This window comes from Roseomonas sp. HF4 (assembly GCF_005222755.1).
Classification (GTDB): domain Bacteria; phylum Pseudomonadota; class Alphaproteobacteria; order Acetobacterales; family Acetobacteraceae; genus Neoroseomonas.
The window spans coordinates 1-25,179 of sequence record NZ_STGD01000006.1 but is presented as its reverse complement, the minus strand read 5'-3'; the positions used below and the strand labels follow the sequence as shown (position 1 = coordinate 25,179).

General features: G+C 73.6%; 19 protein-coding genes. 12 read left to right on the top strand and 7 right to left on the bottom strand.

The window, feature by feature from the left end; genetic code table 11:
- Nucleotides 1–1,605, top strand: coding sequence for an AMP-binding protein (locus E8M80_RS10890; protein ID WP_137125724.1), 1,605 nt, complete (start codon nt 1–3; stop codon nt 1,603–1,605).
- Between the two features lie 48 nt (nt 1,606–1,653).
- Here E8M80_RS10890 and E8M80_RS10885 read toward each other — a convergent pair whose 3' ends face one another.
- Nucleotides 1,654–2,358, bottom strand: a complete 705-nt coding sequence (locus E8M80_RS10885; RefSeq protein ID WP_137125723.1) for a lysozyme inhibitor LprI family protein — start codon at nt 2,356–2,358, stop codon at nt 1,654–1,656.
- 119 nt (nt 2,359–2,477) lie between these two features.
- Here E8M80_RS10885 and E8M80_RS10880 point away from each other — a divergent pair, with 119 nt between their 5' ends.
- From E8M80_RS10880 to E8M80_RS10865, 4 genes are all read left to right on the top strand, one after another.
- Nucleotides 2,478–3,686 carry a CaiB/BaiF CoA-transferase family protein gene (locus E8M80_RS10880; protein WP_137125722.1) on the top strand — a complete coding sequence of 403 codons (1,209 nt, stop codon included), beginning with the start codon at nt 2,478–2,480 and terminating at the stop codon, nt 3,684–3,686.
- Between the two features lie 169 nt (nt 3,687–3,855).
- A complete protein-coding gene (locus E8M80_RS10875) occupies nt 3,856–4,995 on the top strand; it encodes an acyl-CoA dehydrogenase family protein (RefSeq protein WP_137125721.1) in 1,140 nt (379 codons plus the stop codon).
- Complete coding sequence (locus E8M80_RS10870) at nt 4,995–6,005, top strand: acyl-CoA dehydrogenase family protein (RefSeq protein ID WP_137125720.1); 1,011 nt, start codon at nt 4,995–4,997, stop codon at nt 6,003–6,005. Before E8M80_RS10875 ends, E8M80_RS10870 begins: the two co-directional genes overlap by 1 nt.
- A complete protein-coding gene (locus E8M80_RS10865) occupies nt 6,002–6,805 on the top strand; it encodes a crotonase/enoyl-CoA hydratase family protein (protein WP_137125719.1) in 804 nt (267 codons plus the stop codon). Before E8M80_RS10870 ends, E8M80_RS10865 begins: the two co-directional genes overlap by 4 nt.
- A 138-nt stretch (nt 6,806–6,943) precedes the next feature.
- Here E8M80_RS10865 and E8M80_RS10860 read toward each other — a convergent pair whose 3' ends face one another.
- Together E8M80_RS10860 and E8M80_RS10855 are read right to left on the bottom strand one after the other, a co-directional pair.
- On the bottom strand, nt 6,944–8,278 hold the full coding sequence (locus E8M80_RS10860; protein WP_137125718.1) for a HAMP domain-containing sensor histidine kinase: 1,335 nt from the start codon (nt 8,276–8,278) through the stop codon (nt 6,944–6,946).
- Nucleotides 8,271–8,948 (bottom strand): response regulator transcription factor, encoded by a 678-nt coding sequence (locus E8M80_RS10855; RefSeq protein ID WP_137125717.1) that lies wholly within the window; start codon nt 8,946–8,948, stop codon nt 8,271–8,273. The genes E8M80_RS10860 and E8M80_RS10855 overlap by 8 nt, the downstream gene beginning before the upstream one ends.
- Nucleotides 8,949–9,108: 160 nt before the next feature.
- On the opposite strand from E8M80_RS10855, the gene E8M80_RS10850 reads away from it, so the two are divergent.
- Complete coding sequence (locus E8M80_RS10850; RefSeq protein ID WP_206035615.1) at nt 9,109–10,494, top strand: Do family serine endopeptidase; 1,386 nt, start codon at nt 9,109–9,111, stop codon at nt 10,492–10,494.
- 51 nt (nt 10,495–10,545) lie between these two features.
- Here E8M80_RS10850 and ilvE read toward each other — a convergent pair whose 3' ends face one another.
- Both ilvE and E8M80_RS10840 read right to left on the bottom strand, forming a co-directional pair.
- Entirely contained in the window at nt 10,546–11,460 is a 915-nt protein-coding gene (gene ilvE / locus E8M80_RS10845) for a branched-chain-amino-acid transaminase (protein ID WP_137125715.1), read from the bottom strand.
- A gap of 14 nt (nt 11,461–11,474) precedes the next feature.
- Nucleotides 11,475–13,010 (bottom strand): acyl CoA:acetate/3-ketoacid CoA transferase, encoded by a 1,536-nt coding sequence (locus E8M80_RS10840; protein ID WP_137125714.1) that lies wholly within the window; start codon nt 13,008–13,010, stop codon nt 11,475–11,477.
- Nucleotides 13,011–13,079: 69 nt separating this feature from the next.
- Here E8M80_RS10840 and E8M80_RS10835 point away from each other — a divergent pair, with 69 nt between their 5' ends.
- Genes E8M80_RS10835 through E8M80_RS10820 form a run of 4 tightly spaced genes read left to right on the top strand, consistent with a single transcriptional unit; the run spans nt 13,080 to nt 17,354 of the window.
- The gene (locus E8M80_RS10835; RefSeq protein ID WP_137125713.1) at nt 13,080–13,850 is read left to right on the top strand and encodes an enoyl-CoA hydratase/isomerase family protein; all 771 of its coding nucleotides are present in this window, start codon (nt 13,080–13,082) and stop codon (nt 13,848–13,850) included.
- A 44-nt stretch (nt 13,851–13,894) separates the two neighbouring features.
- Nucleotides 13,895–14,716: an enoyl-CoA hydratase gene (locus tag E8M80_RS10830; RefSeq protein ID WP_137125712.1), complete on the top strand. Its 822-nt coding sequence runs from the start codon at nt 13,895–13,897 to the stop codon at nt 14,714–14,716.
- 42 nt (nt 14,717–14,758) lie between these two features.
- A complete protein-coding gene (locus tag E8M80_RS10825; protein ID WP_137125711.1) occupies nt 14,759–16,147 on the top strand; it encodes a M20/M25/M40 family metallo-hydrolase in 1,389 nt (462 codons plus the stop codon).
- A gap of 31 nt (nt 16,148–16,178) precedes the next feature.
- Nucleotides 16,179–17,354: a Bcr/CflA family multidrug efflux MFS transporter gene (locus E8M80_RS10820; protein ID WP_240789986.1), complete on the top strand. Its 1,176-nt coding sequence runs from the start codon at nt 16,179–16,181 to the stop codon at nt 17,352–17,354.
- Between the two features lie 159 nt (nt 17,355–17,513).
- Here the strand turns inward: E8M80_RS10820 and E8M80_RS10815 are convergent, their stop codons facing one another.
- Nucleotides 17,514–19,190 (bottom strand): thiamine pyrophosphate-binding protein, encoded by a 1,677-nt coding sequence (locus E8M80_RS10815; RefSeq protein ID WP_137125709.1) that lies wholly within the window; start codon nt 19,188–19,190, stop codon nt 17,514–17,516.
- Nucleotides 19,191–19,309: 119 nt separating this feature from the next.
- Here E8M80_RS10815 and E8M80_RS10810 point away from each other — a divergent pair, with 119 nt between their 5' ends.
- Together E8M80_RS10810 and E8M80_RS10805 are read left to right on the top strand one after the other, a co-directional pair.
- A complete protein-coding gene (locus E8M80_RS10810) occupies nt 19,310–20,965 on the top strand; it encodes an AMP-binding protein (protein WP_170979332.1) in 1,656 nt (551 codons plus the stop codon).
- A 135-nt stretch (nt 20,966–21,100) separates the two neighbouring features.
- The gene (locus tag E8M80_RS10805) at nt 21,101–22,762 is read left to right on the top strand and encodes an AMP-binding protein (protein ID WP_137125707.1); all 1,662 of its coding nucleotides are present in this window, start codon (nt 21,101–21,103) and stop codon (nt 22,760–22,762) included.
- A 12-nt stretch (nt 22,763–22,774) separates the two neighbouring features.
- Here E8M80_RS10805 and E8M80_RS10800 read toward each other — a convergent pair whose 3' ends face one another.
- On the bottom strand, nt 22,775–24,745 hold the full coding sequence (locus E8M80_RS10800) for an elongation factor G (protein ID WP_137125706.1): 1,971 nt from the start codon (nt 24,743–24,745) through the stop codon (nt 22,775–22,777).
- Nucleotides 24,746–25,179 lie beyond the last annotated feature (434 nt).

Here is a 25,179-nt window from a genome sequence, read left to right as displayed (position 1 = left end):
ATGGACGACGACCTCCCGAAATCCGCCGCCAACCACGTCCCGCTCTCGCCGGTCTCCTTCCTGGCGCGCGCGGCGCGCATCTGGCCGGGGCGCACCGCTATCGTCCATGGCGCGCGGCGCGTGACCTACGCGCAGTACCTCGACCGCAGCCGGCGCCTCGCCTCCGCGCTGCGCCGCGCGGGCGTCGCGCCGGGCGAGGCGGTGGCGGCGCTGCTGCCGAACATCCCCGAGATGCTCGAGGCCCACATGGCCGTGCCGATGGCCCATGCGGTGCTGTGCCCGATCAACACGCGGCTGGACGCGGCGACGGTGCGCTTCATCCTCGGGCATTCGGGGGCGCGGGTGCTGCTGCTGGACCGGGAGTTCGCCGCACTCGCCGCCGCCGCGCTGGAGGGCGCCGCCAGCCCGCTGCGCGTCGTGCTCGTGGACGATCCGGAAGGCCCCGGCGGGCCCGCGATCGACGCCATGCCCTACGAGGACTTCCTCGCCACCGGCGATGCCGCCTTCCCGGTGGAGCCGCCGGCGGACGAATGGGCCGCGATCTCGCTGTCCTACACCTCGGGCACCACGGGGGACCCGAAGGGCGTCGTGGTGCACCATCGCGGCGCGTATCTCAACGCCTGCGGCAATGCGCTGGCCTTCGGGCTGGCGCCGACCAGCGTCTATCTCTGGACGCTGCCGATGTTTCACTGCAACGGCTGGACCTACACCTGGGCCGTGACGCTGCAGGGGGGCACGCATGTCTGCCTGCGCCGCGTCGAGCCCGCGCGCATCTTCGCGCTGATCGCGGAGCACGGCGTGACGCATCTCTGCGCCGCGCCGGTGGTGCTGACCATGCTGATCCATGCGCCGGCCGACGAAAAGCGTGCCTTCGCGCATCGCGTCGGCATCGCCACCGGCGGCGCCGCGCCGCCATCGCCGGTGATCGCGGCGATGGACGGGCTCGGCTTCGACGTCACGCACCTGTATGGCCTGACGGAATGCTATGGGCCGTCGCTGCTCTGTGCCTGGCAGCCGGAACTCGCGAACCTCGCCCTGCCGGACAAGGCCGCCTTCATGGCGCGCCAGGGGGTGCCGCTGCCGACGCTGGAGGATGCGACGGTGCTCGACCAGGAGACCGGCGCGCGCGTGCCGCCGGACGGCGCAACGCTGGGCGAGATCGCGCTGCGCGGCAACACTGTGATGAAGGGGTATCTCCGCAACCCACGCGCCAATGCCGCCGCCTTCGTGGATGGCTGGTTCCGCACCGGCGACCTCGGCGTGCTGCACCCGGACGGCTACATCGAGGTGAAGGACCGCGCCAAGGACATCGTGATCTCGGGCGGCGAGAACATCAGCAGCCTCGAGGTCGAGGAGGCGCTGTACCGCCACCCCGACGTGATGGAGGCCGCCGTCGTCGCGCATCCCGATCCGAAATGGGGCGAAGTGCCGCACGCCTTCGTCACGCTCAAGCCCGGTGCCGCCACGACCGAAGCCGGGATCATCGCCCATTGCCGCACGACGCTCGCGCATTTCAAGGCGCCGCGGCATGTCACCTTCGGGCCGCTCCCGAAGACGGCGACGGGCAAGATCCAGAAGTTCGAGCTGCGGCGCGGGCTGCGGTAGCGCGTCCCTCGCGCGGCCGTCGCCGGGTCCGCCGCGGCGGAACGTGCTCTAGGGTCGCGTCATCCGCTGCCGCAACGCCGCGCGCATGTCCTCCATCGTCTCCTGCAGGCAATCGACCGGAACGCGGCCGGCCGCGCCGGTGCAGGCCTCGCGCTCAGCCAGGTAGCGCGCGACCGCGGCCTCGATCCCGGCCAGCACCGCGGGTTGCGCCGCGAAGCGCGTGCGCGCCGCCGCGACGTCCCGGACCACGGCCGCGTCCAGTGCGGGCATGCCCGGCACGGCGCAGATCCGCGTCGCCGCCCAGCCGGCGGGGCGGGCACAATCCGCCGCACGCAGCGCCGTGGCCGGCGCGGCGTCGGCCGGTGGCGGCTTCGCCAGGGGCGACGCGGCGGAGGATGCGGAAGACCCCGTGCCCGCCGCGGCCAGCGCCGTCAGGTCGCGCGCGCGGGCGCGCAGCGTCCGGCGCAGGCAGGAGAGGGCCTCGCGCGCCACCGGCCCCTCGCAGCCGCGCCGTTCGGCCAGCCAGGCGCGCTGCTCGCCCTGCACCCGCGTGCGCTCCTCTGCGGGCAGGCGCTCCATGAGGCTGCGCCACGCCTCCGCGATCTGCCGGTCGAGCGCCGCGAGGTCGGCGAAGGCGCAGATGGTGCGCTCGTCCCAGGCCCGCGCCCGCGTGCAGTCGAAGGACGGGCCAGCCGCCTGCTGCGCGAAGGCTGGCCATGCGAGGACGAGGAGAGGCAGGATGTAGCGCATCATGCCGGCAGGCCAGCACACGGCCGGCCCACCCGTCCAGGACCAAGGTCACCCGCCACGCCCGGGCTTTCCGCGCGGGCCATCCTGCGCCACCCTGCGCGGCGTCGATTGCAGGAGGAAACATGGCCGGGGCGCTGCATGGGCTGCGCGTGGTGGACCTGACGCGGGTGGTGGCGGGGCCGCTCTGCGCGCAGACGCTGGGCGACCTCGGCGCCGAGATCGCGAAGGTCGAGCGCCGCGGCGACGGCGACGACCTGCGCGCGCTCGGCCCGCCCTTCGTGCCGGGCGGGGACGACAGCACCTATTTCGTCTCGCTCAACCGCAACAAGCGCTCGGTCTCGGTGGATTTCGCGAAGCCGGAGGGCGCGGCGATCCTGAAGCGCATGGCGGCCGGCGCCGACGTGCTGCTGGAGAATTTCCGCCCCGGCACGCTGGCACGCTACGGCCTCGGCTACGATGACCTGCGCGCGGTCAATCCGCGGCTCATCTACTGCTCGATCACGGGCTTCGGGCAGGACGGGCCTTATGCCGGGCGCTCGGGCTACGACTTCGTGGCGCAGGCCATGGCTGGGCTGATGGAGGTGACCGGCGAGGCCGACGGCACGCCAGGCGGCGGCCCCCAGCGCGTCGGCGTGCCGGTCGCGGACATGTTCACGGGCTTCGCCGCCGCCATCGCCATCCTCGCCGCGCTGCGCCACCGCGAGGCGACGGGCGAGGGCCAGCGCATCGACGTGAACCTGTTTGAGACCATGGCGTCGCTGATGCAGGCGCCGATGGCGTCCTGGCTGAACGCCGGGCAGCTGCTGCCGCGCACGGGCAACGACAGCCCCGTGGCCGTGCCCTACGGCGTTTTCGAAGGTTCGGATGCGCGCTTCGTGATCGGCGTGCTGAACGACCGCGAATTCGTACGCCTGGCCGAGGCGCTCGGCCATCCGGAATGGGCCGAGGACCCGCGCTTCAAGCGCGCGCGCGACCGCGTCGAGCATCGCGCCGCGCTGCTCGACCGAATGCGCACGCTGCTGCGAACGCGCCCGCGCGCTGAATGGCTGGCACGACTGGAGGCCGCGAAGATCACGAGCGGCCCGATGAACACTGCGGCGGATGTCGAGGCCGACCCGCACATCGCCGCGCGCGGCATGATCCGCGAGGTCCCGCACCATGCGGCGGGGACGGTGCGCGTGGTGGGCTCGCCGCTCCATCTCTCGGCGACGCCGCCGACCTACCGGCACGGCATTCCCGCCCCGGGCGGCGATACCGACGACGTGCTGGCCGACTTCGCCGGCATGACGGCGGAGGAGATCATGGCGGCGCGCAAAGCGGGGGTGGTGTGATGCGCCGGCCAGCCAAGATCGGGGGGAGAAGGGAACTTCTCCCCCCGAGCCTCCCTCAACCTTCTTTGCCATCTGGCGCAGACCGCTGCTGTCGGTCTCCGAATGACACAGAAGGCTGGGGGGTGCGGGAGGAACTTCCCTTCCCCCCGCCCTTCCGAGGAGGAACCCCATGACCACCCTCCGCTTCGACCTCCGCGACCCGCCGCCCGGCGCCGCCGTGCTGCGCGCCGAGGTCCGCGCCTTCCTCGCCGGGCATGCGCCGGGCTGGACGCCGGAAGTGCGGGCGCGGTCCTGGATGGGCTTCGACCGCGACTTCTCCCGCGCCGTCGGCGCGCGCGGCTGGATCGGCATGTGCTGGCCGAAGCATTACGGCGGCGCGGAACGCAGCTTCCTCGAGCGCAATATCGTGCTGGAGGAGATGCTGGCCGCCGGCGCGCCGGTCGGCGCGCACTGGATCGGCGACCGGCAATCGGGCCCGCTGATCCTGCGCCTCGGCACGGAGGCCCAGCGGGAGAAATTCCTGCCGCGGATCGCGAGCGGCGACTTCGCCTTCTGCATCGGCCTGTCGGAGCCCGATTCCGGATCGGACCTCGCGAGCCTGCGCACGCGGGCGGACCGCGTGGACGGCGGCTGGAAGCTCAATGGCCGCAAGATCTGGACGACCTTCGGCCATCTCTGCGACTGGATGATCGCGCTGGTGCGCACTTCGCCGGCGCCGGAGGGCGGGTCGAAGCACCAGGGGCTGTCGCAGGTGCTGGTGGACCTGAAGGCGCCGGGCGTGACGATCCGCCCCATCCGCGACCTGGTGGGGGAGCAGGGCTTCAACGAGATCACCTTCGACGACGTGCTGCTGCCGGAGGACGCGCTGGTCGGCCAGGAAGGCGCCGGCTGGGCCCAGGCGACCAGCGAACTCGCCTTCGAGCGCAGCGGACCGGACCGCTACCTCTCCTCCCACCCGCTGCTGGAGGCGGGGCGGGACGCGCTGCGCGAGGACGCCGCCGCCGCGCCCGCCCTGGGGCGGGAGGTCGCGCGGCTCTGGACGCTGCGCGCGATGTCGACCGCGGTCGCCGGCATGCTGCAGGACGGCGCAGACCCGGTGCGCCAGGCCGCGCTGGTCAAGGACCTCGGCAATGATTTCGAGCAGGCGCTGCCCGGCGCGATGCGCGCGCTGATGGACACCGACGCGATGCCGGAGGAGATGCGCCGCATGCACGCCTACCTCACGCAGATCACCCCCACCTTCTCGCTGCGCGGCGGCACGCGGGAGATCATGCGCGGCATCATCGCCCGCGAGCTGGGGCTGCGCTGATGGACGCGACCATCGGCGCGGAGCTCGCGGACCAGGTCGCGCGCGCGCTGTCGGGCGTGGCCGACGTCGCGACGCTCCGTGCGCTCGAAGCCGGCGCCTTCCCGGACGCGGCGTGGTCCGCGCTGGACGGGCTCGGCCTTGCCACCGCGCTGGTGCCGGAAGCGCAGGGCGGCGCGGGGCTCGGCCTGGCCGATGTGGTCCCGCTGCTGGAAGCGCTGGGCCATGCCGGGGCCCCGGTGCCGCTCGCGGAGGGGATCGGTGCCGCGGCCCTGCTCGCTGCCGCCGGCATCGCGCCGCCCGACGGCGTGCTGACCTTCGCGGCCGCCGGCGCGCCCGTGCCCTGGGGCCGGCACGCCGCGCATGTCGCGCTCGTGGACGGCGCGCGGGTCGCGCTGCACGCGGCGGGGTCGCTGCGCTGGACCGAGGCCGCGAACATCGCGCGCGAACCGCGCGATACACCGGCGCCGGCTGGCGTGCCCATCGCCGAGGGCACGCTGCCGAATGTCTGGGGCCACGACGCCGCGCGCGCGCTGACCGCCGTGATCCGCAGCGCCCAGATCGCCGGCGCGCTGCAGGCGGCGCTCGCGCTCGCCGTCGAGCACGCCCGCACCCGGAAGCAGTTCGGCCGGCCGATCGGCGCCTTCCAGGCGGTGCAGCAGCAGCTCGCGGTCTTCGCGGCGGAGGCGTCCGCCGCCTCGGTCGCCGCCGCCGCCGCCGCGCGCGCCGCCGATGCCCGGGGCCTGGCGGAGGCCGCCTTCGAGATCGGCTGCGCCAAGGTCGCGGGCGGCGAGGCCGCGGCGAAGGGCGCCGCCGTCGCGCACCAGGTGCTCGCCGCCATGGGCATCACGGAGGAGCATGCGCTGCACCACCTGACGCGCCGGCTCTGGTCGTGGCGGGAGGAAGGCGGCAGCGAACGCTTCTGGGCCGCACGCATCGGCACCATCGTCCAGGGCGCGCAGGGGCCGCTCTGGGGCTTCCTCACCTCCCGCGACCAGGAACCTGCCGCATGACCGACTTCCTCAAGACCGAGCGCGACGGCCATGTCGTCACCCTCACGCTCAACCGGCCCGAGAAGCGCAACGCCATCTCGACCGCCGCGGAATGCGCCGAGGTCGCCGAGGCCTGCCGCGCGCTCAACCGCGACGATTCGATCCGCGTCGTGATCGTGACCGGCGCCGGCAGCGCCTTCTGCGCCGGCGGCGACCTCAAGGGCATGCGCGACAAGACCGGCATCACCGGCGGCGACACGGGCGCGCAGATCCGCGAATCCTACCGGCGGGGGATCCAGATGATCCCGCTCGCGCTGTACGAGATGGACATCCCGACCATCGCGGCCGTGAACGGACCGGCCATCGGCGCGGGGCTCGACCTCGCCTGCATGTGCGACATCCGCATCGCGAGCGAGACCGCGCGCTTCGCGGAATCCTTCGTCAAGGTCGGCATCGTGCCAGGCGACGGCGGCGCCTACCTGCTGCCGAAGGTGGTCGGCATGTCGAAGGCACTCGAGATGTCGCTCACGGGCGATGCGATCGGCCCTGCGGAGGCGCTGGCCTGCGGCCTCGTTTCGAAGGTCGTGGCGCCCGACCAGCTGCTGGCTGCGGCGAAGGACATGGCCGCGCGCATCGCCGTCAACCCGCCCCAGGCGGTGCGGCTGACCAAGCGCCTCCTGCGCGAGAGCCAGCACATGCGCCTGTCGACGCTGCTGGAGATGTCGGCTGCCTACCAGGCGCTGGCGCACGGCACGCGTGACCACCGGGAGGCGGTCGATTCGATGCTGGAGAAGCGGGCGCCGTCCTTCGAGGGGCGGTGACACCAAGTTGGGGGGAGAAGGGAACTTCTCCCCCCGAACCCCCCTCAACCTTGTTTGGCACCTGGCGCCCGACCGCGCAGGACGGGAACCGAATGACAAGGAAGGGAGGGGGTTCGGGGGAGGTTCCCCTCCCCCGCCCTACGCCGCCAGCCCCAGCCGCACCCGCAGCCCGGACCCCGCATCCTCCAGCGCGACCGTGATCCCGTGCAGCCCCGCCACCGCGCGCACCAGCGCGAGGCCGAGCCCGCTGCCCGGCGTCGCGCGCGCGGCATCGAGCCGGTGGAAGCGGCGGAAGACACGCTCGCGCTCGGCTTCCGGGATGCCGGGGCCGTCGTCCTCGACCACGATGTCCCGCGGCGTCAGCGACAGCGCGACGCGCCCGCCGGCCCGCCCGTGCCGCACGGCGTTCTCGACCAGGTTGGCCAGCATCTGCGTGAGCAGCGCGGCGTCGCCGGTGAAGGCCACGCCGGGCATGATGGACACGTCCAGCACCTGGCCGCGCTCCTCGGCCGCGGGGGCATAGACCTCGGCGACCGACTGCGCAATGGCGGACAGGTCGAGCGGCGCGAAGCCCGCGCGCTGGGTGCCGGCCTCCACCTGCGCGATGCGCAGCAGCGCGGCGAAGATGTCGAGTAGCGCGTCCGCCTCGGCCTGGGCTGCGGCGATGGCCTCGGCCGCCGGCGCGCGCGCCGCGGCTTCCAGGCGCTGGCGCAGCCGCGTCAGTGGCGTGCGCAGGTCATGCGCGATGTCGTCGGTCACCTCGCGCAGCGCCGCCATCAGCGCCTGCAGCCGGTCGAGCGTCGCGTTGATACGCCGCGCGAGGCGGTCGAACTCGTCGCCGCCCGCGCGCTCCGCCAGCCGCTGCGCGAGGTCGCCGGCCTCGACGGCCGCCAGCGCGCGTTCCATCCCCGCCGCGCGCCGCGCGACGCTCCGCCCGATCAGCAGCCCCCCGCCGAGGCCGAGCAGCAGCACGACGCCGCCCACCCAGAGCGCCGCGCCGAGCAGCCTTTGTTCCAGCGCGCGCACGGCCGAGAGATCCCGCCCCACCACCAGCGCGCCGCCACCCGGCAGCGGTGCGGCCAGCACCAGGACCGGAGCGTCGCTGCCGTCGGGCTGCCGCACCGTCGCCTCCCGCCAGCCGGCGTCGCGCGGGACCCCGGAGAGGTTGCCCGCCACGCGCTGCCCGTCCGGCGCGGCAAGGAGGTAGAACTCCGTGCCGCTGCGATCGGCGGCGAGGCGCGCCTCGATCGACAGCGCGATGCCGCGCGGGCCCGACAGCGCGCCCGACTGCAGCAGCACGCCCATGCCGCGCTCGATCTCCTGCGCCGCCTGGCGGGCGGCGTAGCCGGCGGTGGTCCACCAGGCGACGCCGCCGGTCAGCGCCGTGCCGGCCAGCGTCAGCAGCAGGTGCCAGAGCGTGACGCGGAACGCCGTGGTGCGCGCGAAGGCCCAGCGCGGATGCGGTTCAGCCATCGGCGCGGATGACGTAGCCGGCGCCGCGGACGGTGTGGATCAGGTCCCGCCCGAAGCCGCGGTCGAGCTTGGCGCGCAGCCGGCTGACATGGGTCTCGACCACGCTGGTCCTGGGGTCGAAATGGAAGTCCCAGACGCCTTCCAGCAGCATGGTGCGCGTCACGACCTGGCCTTCGCGGCGCATCAGGAATTCCAGCAGGCGGAACTCGCGCGGCTGCAACTCGATGCGCTGGCCGGCGCGCGTGACGGTGCGGCGGATCAGGTCCATCTCGAGGTCGGCGACGCGCAGCACCGTCACCTCCTGCTGCAAGGGCGGGCGGCGCGCCAGCGCGTTGATGCGGGCCAGCAGTTCGGCGAAGGCGAAGGGCTTGGCCAGGTAGTCGTCGCCGCCGGCTTCCAGCCCCTCGACGCGGTCGCCGACGCCGGCGCGCGCCGTTAGGAAGATCGCGGGCGTGGCGATGCCTGCGGCGCGGACCGCCCGCACCATGGAAAGGCCATCGAGCTTCGGCAGCATCCGGTCCACGACCAGCACGTCGTGGCCGCCGCCGGTCGCGAGGAACAGCCCGTCCTGGCCGTCCGCGGCGCGGTCGACGACGTGGCCGGCCTCCTCCAGCCCGCGCGCGACATAGGCGGCGGTCTCGGCATCGTCCTCGACCAGCAGGATCCTCACGCGCGCCGCCTCCATCATGGTGCGTCCATGCCGCCCCGGGCGGGGCGCCCTCAACATACGGATCGGTAAGGGGCGCGACAGGGGGCGGGCAGGGGGGATGTCGCTTCCTGCACCGGAAGGCCCCGCCGCAATGGCGGGGCGCAGCCTTCCGGAGACCGCCATGACCCTGCCCAGGACCATCCGCCGCACCGCCCTTGCCGCGGGGCTGCTCGCCGCCGCGCTCGGCACCACCGCGCTGACCGCCCTGCCGGGCACCGCGCAGACCCAGCCGCCCGTCGCGGCCCCGCGCCTGCCCGGCCCGTCCTTCGCCGACGTGGTGGAGCGCGTGGCCCCCGCCGTGGTCCGCGTGACCGCGCGCGAAGGCGCCGCGGCCGAGGCCCCCGGCAGGCCCCCCTTCGGCCGCGGCCTGCCGGGCCAGCCGGGCCAGCGCCGTGCGGGCCAGGGCTCGGGTTTCGTCGTGGACGCGGACGGCTACATCGTCACCAACGCACACGTCGTCGCGGGCGCCGAGCGCGTCACGGTCGGCCTGCATGACGGCCGCGACCTGGTGGCGCGCGTGGTCGGTGCCGATGCCGCGACCGACATCGCGCTGCTCAAGGTCGAATCCGGCGCGGCCCTGCCCGCCCTCGGCTTCGGCGACAGCGACCGCGCGCGCGTCGGCGACTGGGTCATGGCCATGGGCAACCCCTTCGGCCTCGGCGGCAGCGTGACGGCGGGCATCGTCTCGGCGCGCGGGCGGCAGATCGGCGCCGGGCCCTATGACGACTTCATCCAGACCGATGCGTCGATCAATCCGGGCAATTCCGGCGGTCCGCTGTTCAACGCGGCGGGTGAGGTCGTCGGCGTGAACACCGCGATCTATTCGCCCTCCGGTGGCAACATCGGCATCGGCTTCGCCGTGCCGTCGAAGATCGTGACGCAGGTGGTGGCGCAGCTGCGCGAACATGGCTCGGTGCAGCGCGGCTGGCTCGGCGTCTCGCTGCAGCGGATGGATGCCGACCTGGCCGCCGCGCTGCGCGTGGCCGAGGCCAAGGGCGCGCTGGTGTCCGGCGTCGAGCCCGGCAGCCCGGCCGAACGCGCCGGGCTGCGCGCGGGCGATGTCATCACCGCGATCGACGGCCGCGCGGTCGAGGGACCGCGCGACCTCGCCATGGGTGTCGCGGCGGTGGCCCCGGGCGGCACGGCGCGGCTCGCGCTGCTGCGCGAGGGCGCGACGATGGAGCAGGCGGTGGCGCTCGGCAGCCACCCGTCCAACCGCGCCGCGGCGGGCAAGCCTGAGCGGCCCTCGCTCGGCATCAGCCTGGCGCCGAACCCCGCCGGCGGCGGCGTCGTCGTGAGCGGCGTCGCGCCGGGCAGCCCGGCGGCCGAGCGCGGCCTGCGCGAGGGCGACGTCGTGCTGCGCGCCGGCGACCGCGAAGTGCGCGCGCCGCAGGACGTGGTCGCGGCGGTCGAGGCCGCCCGCGCGGCCGGGCGTGGCGCCGTCGCGCTGCAGGTGGAGCGCGACGGCGGGCGCCGCTTCGTGGCCCTGCCGGTCCAGGCGGGCTGACCACGCGCGGTCGCCCGAAAACGCGAGGGGCCGAAAGGCCCCTCGCCGCCGTCACGCGACCGGCGTGCGCCAGGCCGCGTGCGCGTTCGTCGTGCCTCGGACCACGGCCTCGTAGGCCGCCTGCAGCTGCATCGTGACCGGCCCCGGCCGACCGTCGCCGACGGGCAGGCGGTCCACGCTCGTGACCGGCATGAGTTCCTGGCCGGTGCCGCAGACGAAGACCTCGTCCGCCACGTAGAGCTCCGTGCGGTCGGCGCGGCGTTCCTGCGTCGGCATCCCGTGCTCGGCGGCGAGCGTCAGCACCGTGTCGCGCGTCACGGATTCCAGGATGTCGTTCTCGCGCGACGGGGTGATGACGACGCCGTCGCGCACCAGGAACAGGCAGGCGCCGGCCGTCTCGCTGACCTTGCCGTCCCGCGTCAGGATGATGGGCGTGTCGTAGCCGTCCGCCTTGGCCTGCAGGGTCGCGATGCGGCCGGCGTGGTAGTTCGCCGTCGCCTTGATGCGCGCGGGCATCGTGTTGTCGGCGATGCGCGTCCAGGAGGAGACGCCGGCGGCGACGCCGCTTTCCCGCTTGGGCGACCGCTCGCGCGGGATGGCGGCGCAGACCCAGCCGACGCCGCCGGTGCTGGCCATGCTGCCGCGCTCCTCGATCTGCACCTGCAGGCGGATGTAGCAATCGTCGTCGGGCGCGTTGAGCCGCACGGCGTCGAGCACCGCCTGGTGCATCACGTCCCGCGACGGCGCCCCGTCGAAGCGCATGAACTTCATGCCCTGGTCGAGCCGCACCAGGTGCTCCTCCAGCCGGAAGACCGAGAGCGTGCCTGTCGCCGGGTTCATGTAGGCGCGGATGCCCTCGAAGACCGCGGCGCCATAGGCGATCCCGACCGACAGGGCATGCACCTTCGCATCCTCGAAGGGGATCGCGCGGCCGTTGTGGATGATGGTGTGGGCGGTCCAGGGCATCGGCGTGGGATCCTTCAGGCGAGGCGGGGGGAGGAAGGCCGGGGTGGCTTCGCCGCGAGGACCGCGGCCAGGTTCATCGGCGCATTGGCGAAGATCCGCGCGTCCATCACGCGGAGGTCCGGCGCGACGGCGGGGCGGAAGCCCATCGCGGGCAGGATGTCGCGCGCCACGTCGAGGCCGGGCGCGATCTCGACCAGCACCGGGCCCTCGGCGCCGAGGCGGAACACCGCGCGGTCGGTCACGTAGAGCACCTGCTGCCCGCGGTCGCGCGCATAGCGGCCGGAGAAGGTGACCTGCTCGACCTGCGCGACCGCCTTGGGCTTGCCGCCCGCGGTCAGCGTGCCGCCGAAGATGCAGGTTCGCGCCCCCTGGCTGATATTGATGAAGCCGCCGGGGCCGATCAGCTTGTTGCCGAAGCGGGAGACGTTGACGTTCCCCTCGGCGTCGAATTCGGCGAAGGAGAGGAAGGCGAGGTCGAGCCCGCCGCCGTCGTAGAAGTCGAACTGGTAGGGCTGGTCGACCTGGGCCTGCGGGTTCATCGCGGCGCCCGCCTCGCCGCCCGAGGCGGGCGCGCCTCCGATGTTGCCCTGTTCGTTGGTCAGGCACACGGCGTCGAGGACGCCTTCCTCGGCCGCGACATTCCCGATTCCGGTGAAGATGCCCGAGCCGAGGTTGCAGATCGCGCCGCGGAACAATTCCAGGGCGCCGCGCCGCGCGACGACGCGGCGCGGCCCGGGGCCGAGGCGGGGGATGTCGTCCACCGGGATGCGGAACTCCCCGGAATAGGCCGGTGAATAGAAGGTCTCGAAGGTCTGCCACTGGCCGGGCTCGACGACCACGAGGTCGACCAGGATGCCCGGGATCTTGACCATCTTGGGGTGGATGGAGCCGGACCGCGCGATGCGTTCGACCTGCACCACCACGAGGCCGCCGCAGCGCTTCGTCGCCTGCGCCTCGGACAGCATCTCGAGCGTCACGGCCTCCTTTTCCATGGAGACGTTGCCGTCCTCGTCCGCCGTCGTGCCGCGCAGGAAGGCGACGTCGACGTGGAAGGGCTTGTAGAACAGGTATTCCTCGCCGCGGAACTGCACGACCTCGACCAGCGCCTCGGTCGCCGAGGGGGATTGCGCGCCGCCGCCCATGCGCGGGTCGACGAAGGTGTGCAGGCCGGTCTTCGTCATCAGCCCCGGGCGGCCGGCGGCCATCTCCCGCATCAGTTGCGACAGCGCGCCCTGGGGCAGGGACCAGGCCTCGATCTCGTCGGCGAGCGCCATGGCGGCGACCGGCGGGCTGTTGACGTAGGACCCGGCGACGTTGCGCTTCAGCATGCCGCGCTGCGCGAGGTGCCCGAGCCCGCGATCCGCGCCGTCCCCCACGCCCACCGGATGCAGCGCGGTGATGGCGCGCGGCGCGCCGCTGTCGCGGAAGCGCCGGCCGAGCGCGGCGAGCAGCGCATCCGGCACCGCATGGCCGCCGCCCGAGCCGCCGATCAGCAGCGTGTCGCCGTCGCGGACCAGCGCGGCGGCTTCCTCGGCCGTGGCACGGCGCATGGCGTTTCCTCGATTCCTTGCCCGCCCTAGGCTAGCGGGGCGCGGCGGCGCGGCAAGGGGAGGAACGCGATGGACGGCCAGGTGCACCTGCTGAAGGGCGAGGACGGCGTGGCGGAACTGGTCCTGGACCGCCCCGCCAAGCACAATGCCGTGACGCCGGAGATGGCCGCCGCCATTGCCGCCCATGCCGCGGCGGTCGATTCCGATCCGGCGGTGCGCTGCCTGCTGCTGCGCGGAGCCGGGGACCGCGCCTTCTGTTCCGGCACGGACCTGAACGCCCTGGCCGCCTATCCCGACACCTGGGCGTTCCGCAACCGGGTGGAATACAGCACGAGCGTGCGGAACATGCGCAAGCCCGTGGTGGTCGCGATGAAGGGCTGGGCGCTCGGCGGCGGGTTCGAGATGGCGCTGGCCGCCGACATCCGCGTGGCGGGCATGAGCCTCAAGGCCGGCTTCCCCGAGGTCACGCGCGGCTGGGTCGGCGGCGGGGGCGCCAGCCAGATGCTGCCCCGGCTCATCGGGTACGGCCAGGCGATGCGCCTGCTGCTGACCGGGGAGAATGTGGGGGCGGAGGAAGCGCGTGCGCTCGGTATGGTCGAGATCCTGGCCGAGGATGCCGGGCACGAGGAGGTCGCTCGCGCCGTCGCCCGGCGCATCGCGGGGTTCAGCCCGGTGGCGACACAGAGCGTGAAGGCGTCGGTGCGCATGGCGATGCAGGCGCCGCTCCAGGCCGGCCTCGCCTATGAGAACGAGATGAACGTGCTCTGCTTCGCGGCGGGCGACCACCTGGAGGGCATCCGCGCCTTCGCCGAGAAGCGCGAGGCTGCCTTCAAGCGGTAGTCCGGCCGCGCTAGGATGCGGCACGCGGACAGGAGGACGAGGCCATGAGCGCGGCGAAGGACCCGGCAGGCGATGCGCCCCTGCTGCTGCGCCAGGACGGCGCGGACGGCGTGACGGTGCTGACGCTGAACCGACCTGGGGCCCGCAATGCCCTGTCGCTCCAGATGCTCGAGACGCTCGAGACCGCCTTCGCCGCGATCGGCGAGGATGCCCGCGTGCGCTGCCTCGTTCTGGCGGCCGAGGGGCCGGTCTTCAGCGCCGGCCACGACCTCAAGGAAATCGTGGCGCATCGCGCGGATGCCGACGGCGGGCGCGGCTTCTACGACCGCGCGATGGACACCTGCGCGCGCGTCATGCAGGCGATCACCGCGTTGCCGCAGCCCGTGATCGCCGCCGTCCACGGCGTGGCGACGGCGGCGGGCTGCCAACTGGTCGCGACCTGCGACCTGGCCGTGGCGTCGGAGGAGGCGCGCTTCGCGACACCGGGCGTCGATATCGGGCTGTTCTGCTCGACCCCCGCCGTGCCGCTGGCCCGCACCGTGCCGCGCAAGGCGGCGATGGAGATGCTGCTGCTGGGCGAGATGGTGCCGGCCATCGAGGCCCATCGCATCGGGCTCGTGAACCGGGTCGTGCCGGCGGGGCAGGTGATGGCGACGGCGCTCGGCCTCGCGCGGAGCATCGCGGCGCGGTCCGCGCTCACGGTCCGGCTCGGCAAGCGCGCCTTCTACCGCCAGGTGGACCTGCCGCTGGCCGAGGCCTATCGCGAAGCCGCCTGCGTCATGACCGACAACCTCATGGCGCATGACGCGGCCGAGGGCATCGGCGCCTTCGTCGCGAAGCGCAGGCCCGTCTGGGAAGACCGTTGACGTGACGACGCAGCATGGTGGCCACGGCCGGATGAGGGACGCATGAACGAGGTCGAGGCCGTCCTGGCCCGCGCGGCATCCGCGCGCGAGGCGTCCCGCGCGCGCTGGTTCGAGCTGCTGCGCATCCCCTCCGTCTCCGCGCAGCCGCAGCACGCGCCGGATTGCCGCCGCGCCGCGGAATGGGTCGCGGCGCGGCTGCGCGAGGTCGGCTTCACCGCGAACGTCCGGGGCACCGCGGGGCATCCCGTCGTTGTCGCGCAGCATCCCGGGCCGACCGGCACCGGGCCGCACCTGCTGTTCTACGGCCACTACGACGTGCAGCCGCCCGAGCCGCTCGAGCTCTGGACCAGCCCGCCCTTCGAGCCCGTGCTGGCCGAGGGCCCGAACGGCCCGCGCGTGGTCGCGCGCGGCGCGGTGGACGACAAGGGCCAGACCATGACCTGGCTCGAGGCGCTGCGCTTCTGGCACGAGGCGGCGGGCGGCCCGCCCTGCCGCGTGACCGTGCTGGTGGAGGGCGAGGAGGAGATCGGGTCGCGCAACTTGCCGGAATTCCTCGAGGCCCATGCGGAGGAATTGCGGGCGGATGTCGCGGTCGTCTCGGACACCAACATGTGGGATGCGCGGACGCCGGCCATCACGACGCGGCTGCGCGGGATGCTGTACACGCAGGTCGATATCCGCGCCGCGGACAGGGACCTCCATTCGGGCCTGTTCGGCGGCTCGGCGCTCAACCCGATCAACCTGCTGGCGCGCATCCTGGGCGACCTGCGGGACGAGGCCGGCGAGATCCTGATCCCCGGCTTCTACGAGGACGTGCCCGAGCTGCCGCCGGCGCTGCGCGCGCAATGGGATGCGCTCGGCTTCGACGAAGCCGCCTTCCTGTCCGGCGTCGGCCTGTCGGTCCCGGCCGGGGAGATGGGCCGCGGCGCGCTGGAAAGGCTCTGGGCGCGGCCGACCGCCGACATCAACGGCATCTGGGGCGGCTACACGGGGGATGGCTCCAAAACAGTCATCCCCGGCGAGGCGCATGCGAAGGTCTCCTTCCGCCTCGTGCCGGGGCAGTCGCCGGCCAAGATCCTGGCCGGCTTCCGGGACTTCATCGTGGCGCGGCTGCCCGAGGACGCGCAGGTGAAGATCCAGGTCTTCTCGATGAGCGAGGGCATCGAGGTGCCGTCCGACAGCCGCCATGTCGCGGCCGCGCGCGGCACGCTGGAAGCCGCCTTCGGTCGGGCGCCGGTGCTGGCCGGCTGCGGCGGCTCCATCCCCGTCGTGTCGCACATGAAGCAGATCCTCGGCATGGACAGCCTGCTGGTCGGCTTCGGGCTGGCGGATGACCAGGTGCACAGCCCGAACGAGAAATTCGACCTCGCCTGCTTCGAGCGCGGCATCGACGCGCATATCCGGCTGCTCGACGCGCTGGCGCGCGGATGAGGCCGGGGCCCGACGGGGCGGCCCGCGCGGCGTGAGCACGCCGAGCCACCGCACGCTCGCGCTGGTGCTGGGCGCGATGGCGGCCATGGGGCCGTTCTCGGTCGACATGTACCTGCCCGCCTTCCCGGCGCTTGGTGCATCGCTGGATGCCAGTCCCGGCGCGGTGCAGGCGACGCTGGCCGTGTACTTCCTCGGCATGGCGGCGGGGCAGGTGTTCTACGGGCCGCTCGCCGACCGGTTCGGTCGCCGGCTGCCGCTGTTCGCGGGGCTCGGGCTGTTTGCGCTCGCCTCGGCGCTCTGCGCGCTCGCGCCCAGCATCGAATCGCTGATGGCCGCGCGCCTGGCGCAGGCGCTGGGCGGCTGCTCGGGGATGGTCATCGCGCGCGCGGTGGTGCGCGACGTGACGGACGAACGCGGCGCGGTGCGGCTGATGGCCTCCCTGATGCTGGTGATGGGCGTGGCGCCCATCCTGGCGCCGCTGGTGGGCGGGGCGCTGCTGCCGGTCTTCGGCTGGCGCGGCATCTTCGTCGTGCTGGCGCTCTATGGCGCGGCGCTGCTCGTGGTCGTGGCGCTGTTCCTGCCGGAAACGCTGCCGCGCGACCGCCGACGGCGGGACGGCATCGGCGCGACGCTCCGCATCTGGGCGGGGCTGCTCGGCGACAGGCGCTTCATGGGGCATGCGCTGGCCGGCGCCTTCGTGATCGGCGGCATGTTCGCCTACATCGTCGGCGCGCCCTTCGTGTTCATGGACCTGCATGGCGTGCAGCCCGGGCATTTCGGGTTCTATTTCGGCGCGAACGCGATCGGCATCATCGGGGCGGGCCAGGTCGCCTCGCGCCTCGCGCAGCGGGTCGAGCCCGCGCGGCTGCTGCCCTTCGCGCTGGCCGGCGCCGGCGCCGCGGGCCTCGCGCTGGTGGTCACCACGGCGACCGGTCTCGGCGGCTTCCAGGGCATCGTCGCGACGCTGTTCCTCTATGTCGCCTCGATCGGCGCGGTGCTGCCGCTGACGGTCGCGCTGGCGATGGGGCCGCATGGGCGGATCGCGGGCAATGCCTCGGCGCTGATCGGCACGCTGCAATTCGGGATCGGCGCGGTGGTGGGCGGGCTGCTCGGCCTGCTGCAGGACGGCACGGCACTGCCGATGGCCGCGGTGATCGCGGCCTGCGGCGTTGCGGGGTGGGCGGTGCGGCGGGTGCTGGCTGCATGACGCGGGTGGTCCGCCTGTGATGGCAGGTCGGGGGAGGTGAACCTCCCCCAAATCCCCTCCCTTCCGTGTCTTCTGGCACCCGTCCTCAGAGGCCCGGCGCCAGATGGCAAAGAAGGTTGAGGGGGGCGCGGGGGGAGAAGTTCCCTTCTCCCCCCGCCCTTACTGCCGCGCCCGTTCCGCGTGCTTGCCCATGCTGGCATAGGGCGCATAGGGCGGCACCGCGCCGATCGCGCGCATCTCCACCTCCACCAGGGCCGGCCCCTTCACGGCCAACGCCTGCGCCAGCACCTCGCCCACGCTCTCCGCGCTGCTGATCCGGAAGAAGGGCAGCCCTGCGAGCGCCGCGAGGCCCGCGAGGTCCGGCGTCAGCAGGTCGTGGCCGAATTGCCTGCCATCCGCCACGGCGTCCTGGATCTGGCGGATCACGCCGTAGCCGCCGTCGTTCATCACCATGGTCACGAGGTCCGGCTTCTCTTGCGCGACGGTGAACAGCTCGCACATGCCGAGCGAGAAGCCGCCGTCGCCGACCATGGCCAGGGTCTTGCGCCCCTGCGCCGCGATCGCCGCGCCGATGCCGAGCGCCAGCCCCGGCCCGATCGCCGCGCCCACCGGGTGCACCGCCGTCCGCGGGTCGTAGATCGGAAAGACGCGGTTGCCCCAGGTCGTGTTCGCGATGGTGATGTCGCGCACCCAGACGCCGTCGCGCGGCAGGGCGGCGCGGATCGCCTCGGGGAAGCCGCCATAGGGGCCGAGGGTCGCGAGATAATCCGCCCGCGCGCGCGCGCGCATCGCCACGAAGTCGGCACTGTAGCCCGGATCGACGGTGGCCGTGCCGGCGAGCCGGTCGGCAATGCCCTCCATGACCAGCGCCGCGTCGCCATGGACGAACAGGCTGTTCGGATAGGTCCGCCCGTTCGCCGTCGCGTCGCAATCCGCGTGGATCAGCGTCTTCGGCAGCTTCAGGGAGAAATCCCCGGTCTCGTGCCCCCGCAGCCGCGATCCGACGACCAGCATGGCATCGACCGTGCCGTAGAACTCCTGCACGCGCGGACTGCCGTTGCCGTGCAGGCCGCCCAGGGTCATCGGATGGTCCTCCGGCACGATGCCGCGCCCGTTCCAGGAGGAGACCGCCCCGAAGCCGAGGTCCATCAGCCTGAGCGCGGCCGCGCCCGCCTGCTTCGCGCCATTCCCGAGCCAGAGCATCGGGCGCTTCGCCGCCGCCAGGATCTCGGCCGCCGCGTCGAGTTCCGCCGGGCCGGGCGGCAGGGCCGCGGCGATGGGCAGCGCCAGCGCGTCGAGTCCCGCCGGCCGCGCGATGGCGGCGCGCTGCAGGTCGATCGGGATTTCCACGCTGACCGGCCCGCGCGGCGCGGAGAGCGCCTCGGCCGCCGCGCGGACCAGCACGCCGAAGGCCTCGTTCGCGCTGCGCACGCGATACGCCGCCTTGCATGCGGCCGCCAGCATCGCCGTCTGGCCCGGCACGTCGTGCACTGTGCCGGCGTCGCGGTCGATGTGCTGCGTCGCCGTCTGGCCGGTGATGTGCAGCACCGGGCTGCCCGCGAAGCGCGCCTCGACCAGCCCCGGGATCGCGTTCGCCATGCCCGGCCCGGTGCTGGTGAACAGCACGCCGAGATGCCCCGACACGCGCGCATAGGCATCGGCCATGTGCGCGCCGCCCATCTCGCCCCGGCACATCACGTAGCGCAGCGCGTTGCGCCGGCCGATCGCGTCCAGCATCGGGATGTTGTGCACCGAGACGATGCCGAAGACGGTCGAGACGCCCATCCGCGGCAGGATGTCGGCGACGAGGTCGGCGACCGTGTAGTGGCTGTCCATGGCTGGCGTTCCTCCGTCCCGGGCGGAGTGTGCCACGACGGGGGCGGGTGGAAAGGCCGGACCTTGTTCGCGCCTGCCGCGCGTGGAACATGGCCGATGCCGGAAACGGGGACGATGCGATGCGCGAGACCGACCTGGCGTTGCCCGACCACACCCGCGCCATGCAGGCGGCGCTCGCGCGCGCGCCGCTGCGCGATGGCTGGCTCGAGACGCCGGACCTGCCGGAGGACTACCGCGGCCCGCGCGACATCCCCTATGTGCGTTACGGCGCGGCGGGGCGCGACCGCCCGGCGCTCGCGACGCTGGCGCGCATCGTCGCCGCGATGCCGGATGCCCCGGCCTGCGAGGATGCCGTCCGAGCGCTCGACTTCCGTGCGCTCCGGGCCGCCGTCGGCCGCCTGGCCGCGGCGATCCGCGCCAGCGGCACCGCGGGCCCCATCGGGCTGCTGCTGTCCAACACGGTCGACTATCCCGTGGCGGTGCTCGCTTGCCTCGCTGCAGGGCGGGTCGGGCTGCTGCTGGAATCGGCCGCGCCGCCCGCCTGGAACGAGGCGATCCTGCGCCAGGTCGGCGCCGGGCTGATCCTGGCCGAGGACGCTGCCGAGGGCGTGGGCTTCGGCCTGCCCTGCATCGGCACGGCTGCGGCCTTCGCGTCGGGCGCAGCTGGCTTCCCGCCGGAGGAGGCCTGGCTCGGGCAGGATGCGCCGGCCTTCATCATCTGCACCTCGGGCAGCACGGGGCAGCCCAAGGCGCTGGTGCACAGCCAGCGGACGGTGCTGCATCAGGTCGCGGGGCTGATCGACGAGTTCCACCTCTCGTCCCGCGACCGATTCCTGATGGCGACCTCCGCCGCCACGACGGCGGGGCTGTTCACGCTGCTGACCATCCTCGGCGGGTCGGCGCTGCACCTGGTGGCGCTTGGCCGCGGCGGCGTGCCGGCGCTGCGGGAGGCGCTGACGACGCGCCCCGTCACCGTGCTGCGCGCCGGGCCGTCCCTCATGCGCATCGTCGCCCGCCTGCCGGATGCGGCCGCGATGCTGGCAGGGCTGCGCATCCTGCGCAGCACGGGGGAGCCGCTGCTGCACGCGGACGTGGAGGTGATGCGTGGCTGCCTGCCGCCCGGCTGCATGATCAACAACGCCTATGGCGCGACGGAGCTGTCCGGCACCGGCTGGTTCGTCCATCCGGGCGATGCGCAGGACCCTGTTCGGGTCGCGGCCGGCATCCTCGATCCCGGCACCGAGGCGAAGATCGTCGACGGGCATGGCCGGCCCTGCCCGCCGGGCGAGGTCGGCGAATTGTGGATGCGCAGCCGCTTCGCGGCGCTGGGCGAATGGCAGGAGGGCCGCCTCGTGCCCGGCCGGCTCGAGCCCGATCCGTCCGACCCGTCGCTCCGGGTCTACCGCACCGGCGACCTCGCGCGCCTCACGCCCGACGGCGCCTTCGTTGTGCTCGGGCGCATGGACCGCATGGTGAAGGTCAACGGCATGCGGGTGGAACTCGCCGAGGTGGAGGCCGCCCTGCGCCGTTCGTCGGAGGTCGCGCAGGCGGCTGTCGTCGCGCGCGAGGCCGGCGGGCGCGTCCTGCTCGTGGGCTTCGTCGTCCCGGCCGATGCGGCGCATGCGGGGCTCGAGGGGCGCCTGCGCGAGGACCTCGTCCACGTCTTGCCCGCGCATATGCGCCCGGCCCGGATCATCGCCATCGGCGCCATCCCGCTGCTGCCCGGCGGCAAGCGGGACGAGGCTGCGCTGTGCGGGATGATCGGCGCCGCCTGAGCCGCCCGCGTCCGGGCAGCGTGTCCTGGCTGCCGGCGGTCGCCGCTCCTCCGGCCCGCACCGCATCCCAGCCGGCGGCGGATTGCGCCCCTGCCACGTGCTGCCGATACTTGGCCGCGGCGTGAAGGAGGGCGCATGGCCGAAGATGCCGCGGCACCTGCCGCGCACAGCCTTGCCATGCAGCGCGCGCTGGCCCGAGCGGCAGCGACAGGCGGCTGGCTCGCCACCCCCGAACTCCCCTGGGATTATCGCGGCCCCTGCCACGTGCCGCATGAGGCCTTCGGGGATGCCGGGCGCGGCCGGCCGGCGCTCGAGAGCCTCCGGCGCGTCGTCGCCGCCTCGCCCGATGCCGTGGCCTGCCAGGACGATGCGCGCACGCTCACCTTCCACGAATTGTGGCGCGCGACGGCCCGCCTCGCGACCCTCCTGCGGGGCTCGAAGGTGCGGGGTCCGGTCGGCATCCTGCTGCCGAACGGCGTGCTCTATCCGGTCGCGGTGCTGGCCTGCCTCGCGGCAGGCCGCATCGCGGTGCTGCTCGATGCCTCCTACCCCGAGGCGCGCAACGCCGAGCTGATCCGCCTGACCGGCGTGCGGCTGATGCTGGCGGCGGCCGGGATGCGCGACACGGCTTCGGCCTGCGGCCTGCCTTTCCTGGCGGCGGAGGTGGCGCTGACGGAGGCCGGCGATCCCTTCCCGCCGCCTTCGGGGTGGATGGGGCAGGACATGCCGGCCTTCGTCGTCTGCACGTCGGGAAGCACGGGCCGCCCCAAGGCCGTCGTCTACAGTCAGCGTGGCCTGCTCCATCAGGCGGGCGGGCTGATCGACGCGCTCCATCTGTCGGCGCGCGATCGCTTCCTGTTCGTCACGTCCGGGGCGACCATCGCCGGGCTCTGGACGATGTTCGCGCTGCTGTCGGGCTGCGCGCTGCGCCTCGTCGCGCTCGACGACGTCGGGCTGCAGGGGCTGCGCGCGGCTTTGCGAGGGCCGCCGGTGACGGTGCTGCGCGGGGGGCCGTCGCTGTTCCGCCTCCTGGCGCGCCTGCCGGATGCACCGTCGCTGCTCGCCACGCTGCGGGTGCTGCGCAGCACGGGGGAGCCGCTGCTGCATGCCGATGTCGAGGCGCTCCGCGCCGTGCTTCCGCCGGCATGCCTCATCGTCAACGGCTACGGCGCGACAGAATTGTCGGGGACCGCCTGGGTCGCGCGGCCGGGCGATGCGCAGGATACCGTCCGCGTTGCCGCCGGTTTTCTCGACCCCGGTACCGAGGCGAAGATCGTCGATGCGGACGGCAACCCCTGCCCACCGGGCGAGGTCGGCGAGCTCTGGCTGCGCGCGCGCCACGCGGCGCTGGGCGAATGGCAGGACGGGCGCCTCGTGCCGGGGCGGCTTGAGCCCGACCTGTCCGATCCCTCGCTCCGGATCTACCGCAGCGGAGATCTCGCGCGCCTCGCGCCGGATGGCGCCTTCGTCGTGCTGGGCCGGAAGGATCGGATGGTGAAGGTGAAGGGCTGGCGCGTCGAGCCCGCCGAGGTCGAGACGGTGCTGCGCGGCAGTCCGGAGGTTGCCGGCGCCGCGGTGATCGCGCGCGAGGCCGGCGGCCGTGCTGTCCTTGTCGCCTTCGTGGTCCCGGTCGCGGGCATCGCCCCGGGGGGACTCCAGGAGCGCCTGCGCGCGCGGCTTGCGGCCGCGCTGCCCGAGGCGATGCGCCCGGCGCGCATCCTCCTGATCGAGGCTCTGCCCCTGCTGCCGGGCGGCAAGCGCGACGACGCGGCGCTGGCCCGGCTGTTGGAAGGCTGAGCCCGCGGCGCCCTACCGCCCGCGCGCCTCCGCCAGATGGTCGAAGCGCCGCGTATAGGTGCCGAGCCCCATGGTCTGCGACCGCAGCTCGATGATGAGGTCGTGCAACTCGGCCTCGGGCACCAGTGCCTGCACCTCGTCCCAGCCCGGCCAGTCCTCCTTTTCCGCATAGCCCAGGATCTGGCCGCGCCGGCCGCTCAGCAGGCGCTGCGCGGCGGCGGTGGAATCCTGCGGCACCAGCACCGTCACCTGGTCCACGGGCTCGAGCACCACGGGCTCCGCCTTCCCGAGCGCCTCCTGCATCGCCATGCGCGTCGCGGTGGCGAAGGCCATGTCGGAGGAATCGACGGAATGGAAAGCGCCGTCGAGCAGCGTGACCTGGATGTCCACCACGGGATTGCCGAGCGGCCCCTTGCCGGCCGCCTCCTCCGCCGCCTCGCCGACGGCGGGGATGAACTTGCGCGGGATGGCGCCGCCGACGATGCGGTCCTCGAAGACGAAGCCTTCTCCGCGCGGGCGCGGCGCGACCTCCAGCGTCACGTCGGCGAACTGGCCGTGGCCGCCGGTCTGGCGGCGGTGGCGCGCATGGTGGCGCGCCGCCTGGCGGATCGTCTCCTTGAACGCGATCCGCGGCCGCGCGGTCGAGACCTTGAGCCCATGGGCCTCGGCCAGCCGTGCCACCGCGTGGCCGAGATGGATGTCGCCCTGCCCGGTCAGCAGGATCTGCGCCGATTCGGCGTCGTGCACGACGCCGAGCGAGGGGTCTTCCTCCGTCAGCCGCTGCAAGGCGCCGGACAGGCGGACATCGTCCTTGCGGTCCTCCGTCGCGATCGCGAGCGCATAGACCGGCGGCGGCGGGTCCGGGAAGGGCAGGGCGGGCGCAGTGCCGGACGGCGAGAGCGTGGCCCCGCTCGGCACCGCCTCCAGCCGGCCGAGGGCGACGACCTCCCCGAAGCCGGCCTCCGTGTCCTTGGTGGGCTCGCCGCCCGGAAAGCGCATGATGCCGCCGATCCTGAGGCCATTGACCGTGGCGCCGTCCTTGAGCCCGCCACGCCAGAGGCGGGCCAGCGAGAGCTTGCCGCCATGCCCCGCATGGATCGTGCGGAAGACCTGCGCGACCGGCTCGCCCTCCGGCGCGATGCCGCGGCGCGCGGCCGATTCGGCCGGGCCCGGCGCGTCGTGGCGCAGCGCCTTCCACAGGCGCGCGACGCCGTGGCGCTTCTCGGCCGCGCCGAACAGCACGGGGTCGAGCGCGCCGGAGGCGATGTCGGCGTGCAGCGGGCGATAGAGGTCCTCGGGCGTGGGAACGGCGTCTTCCACCACCTTCTCGAGCAGGGCGTCGTCGTGGTCGGCCAGCGTCTCGGCCAGCGCGGCGCGGGCCTCGGCCTCGCGTGCATGGACCTGCTCGGGCATGCGGATGAGTTCCGACGGCTCGCCGCGGCGCCAGCGATAGGCGCGCTCGCTGACCAGGTCCACGTAGCCCGTGACCTCCCCGTTCTCGCGGATCGGCACCTGGCGGAGCACCAGGGGGCGGCGCGAATGCGCCTGCAGCGCGGCGAGCGTATCCCGGACATGCTGGTCGCCGAGCGTGTCGGCCTTGTTGAGGAAGACCATGGCCGGTAGCCCGGCCCGCTCGATCGCGCGGAAGGCGGGCGCGAGGGCGGGCGCGCGGGCAGGGGAGGGCTCGCAGACCAGCAGGGCGAGGTCGGCGATGGCGAGCGCCGCTGCGGTCTCGTGCGCGAATTCGACCGAGCCCGGGCAATCGAGCAGGGCCCAGGCCTCCCCCTGCATCGTGCAATGGCCGATTCGGGTCTCGGTTCCCATGGTGCGGCTGCGGGACTCGTTGGCCCGCCGGGGCGGCGGCGCGCCGGCGGCGGTGAGCAGGGCCTCGAACAGCGAGGACTTCCCGCTGCCCTGCGGCCCGATGAGGGCGATCGCGCGCGGGGCGGCGCGCCCGTCTTGTCTCGACGCGGTATCGGGCATTGTGGTCGGCCTCCCTTGCTGTCCGGCCGTGGTCCGGCCGCGTTTCGCGGCGGCCTCGGCGGGGGGCCGCCAGGGCGAAGTCTAGACGGGCGAGGCACTTCGGCGCAGGAAAAGCTTTGCGGATGGACGGGGTGCGCCGCGCCGTGCCGGGATGGCCTGGTGTTGCTCCGGCGCCACAGCGCGCTAAATATGCCGATTTGCGGCATCATGAGCGTTTCGCCCGACCGGCCTGATGATTTATCGATGATCCAACGGTTTCAGGAACCGAAGAGCATTGCTTCACAGCAATGCTTTGATCAGCACGAGGAATCGAGCATGAGCTTCAGGAAGACGCTTCTGGCCGCGACGCTGCTGTCGCTGCCGATGGCCGCGAACGCGCAGGGCTGGGACCCGCGCGTTCAGGGCTTCTACGTGGGCCTCGGCGGTGGTGCGAA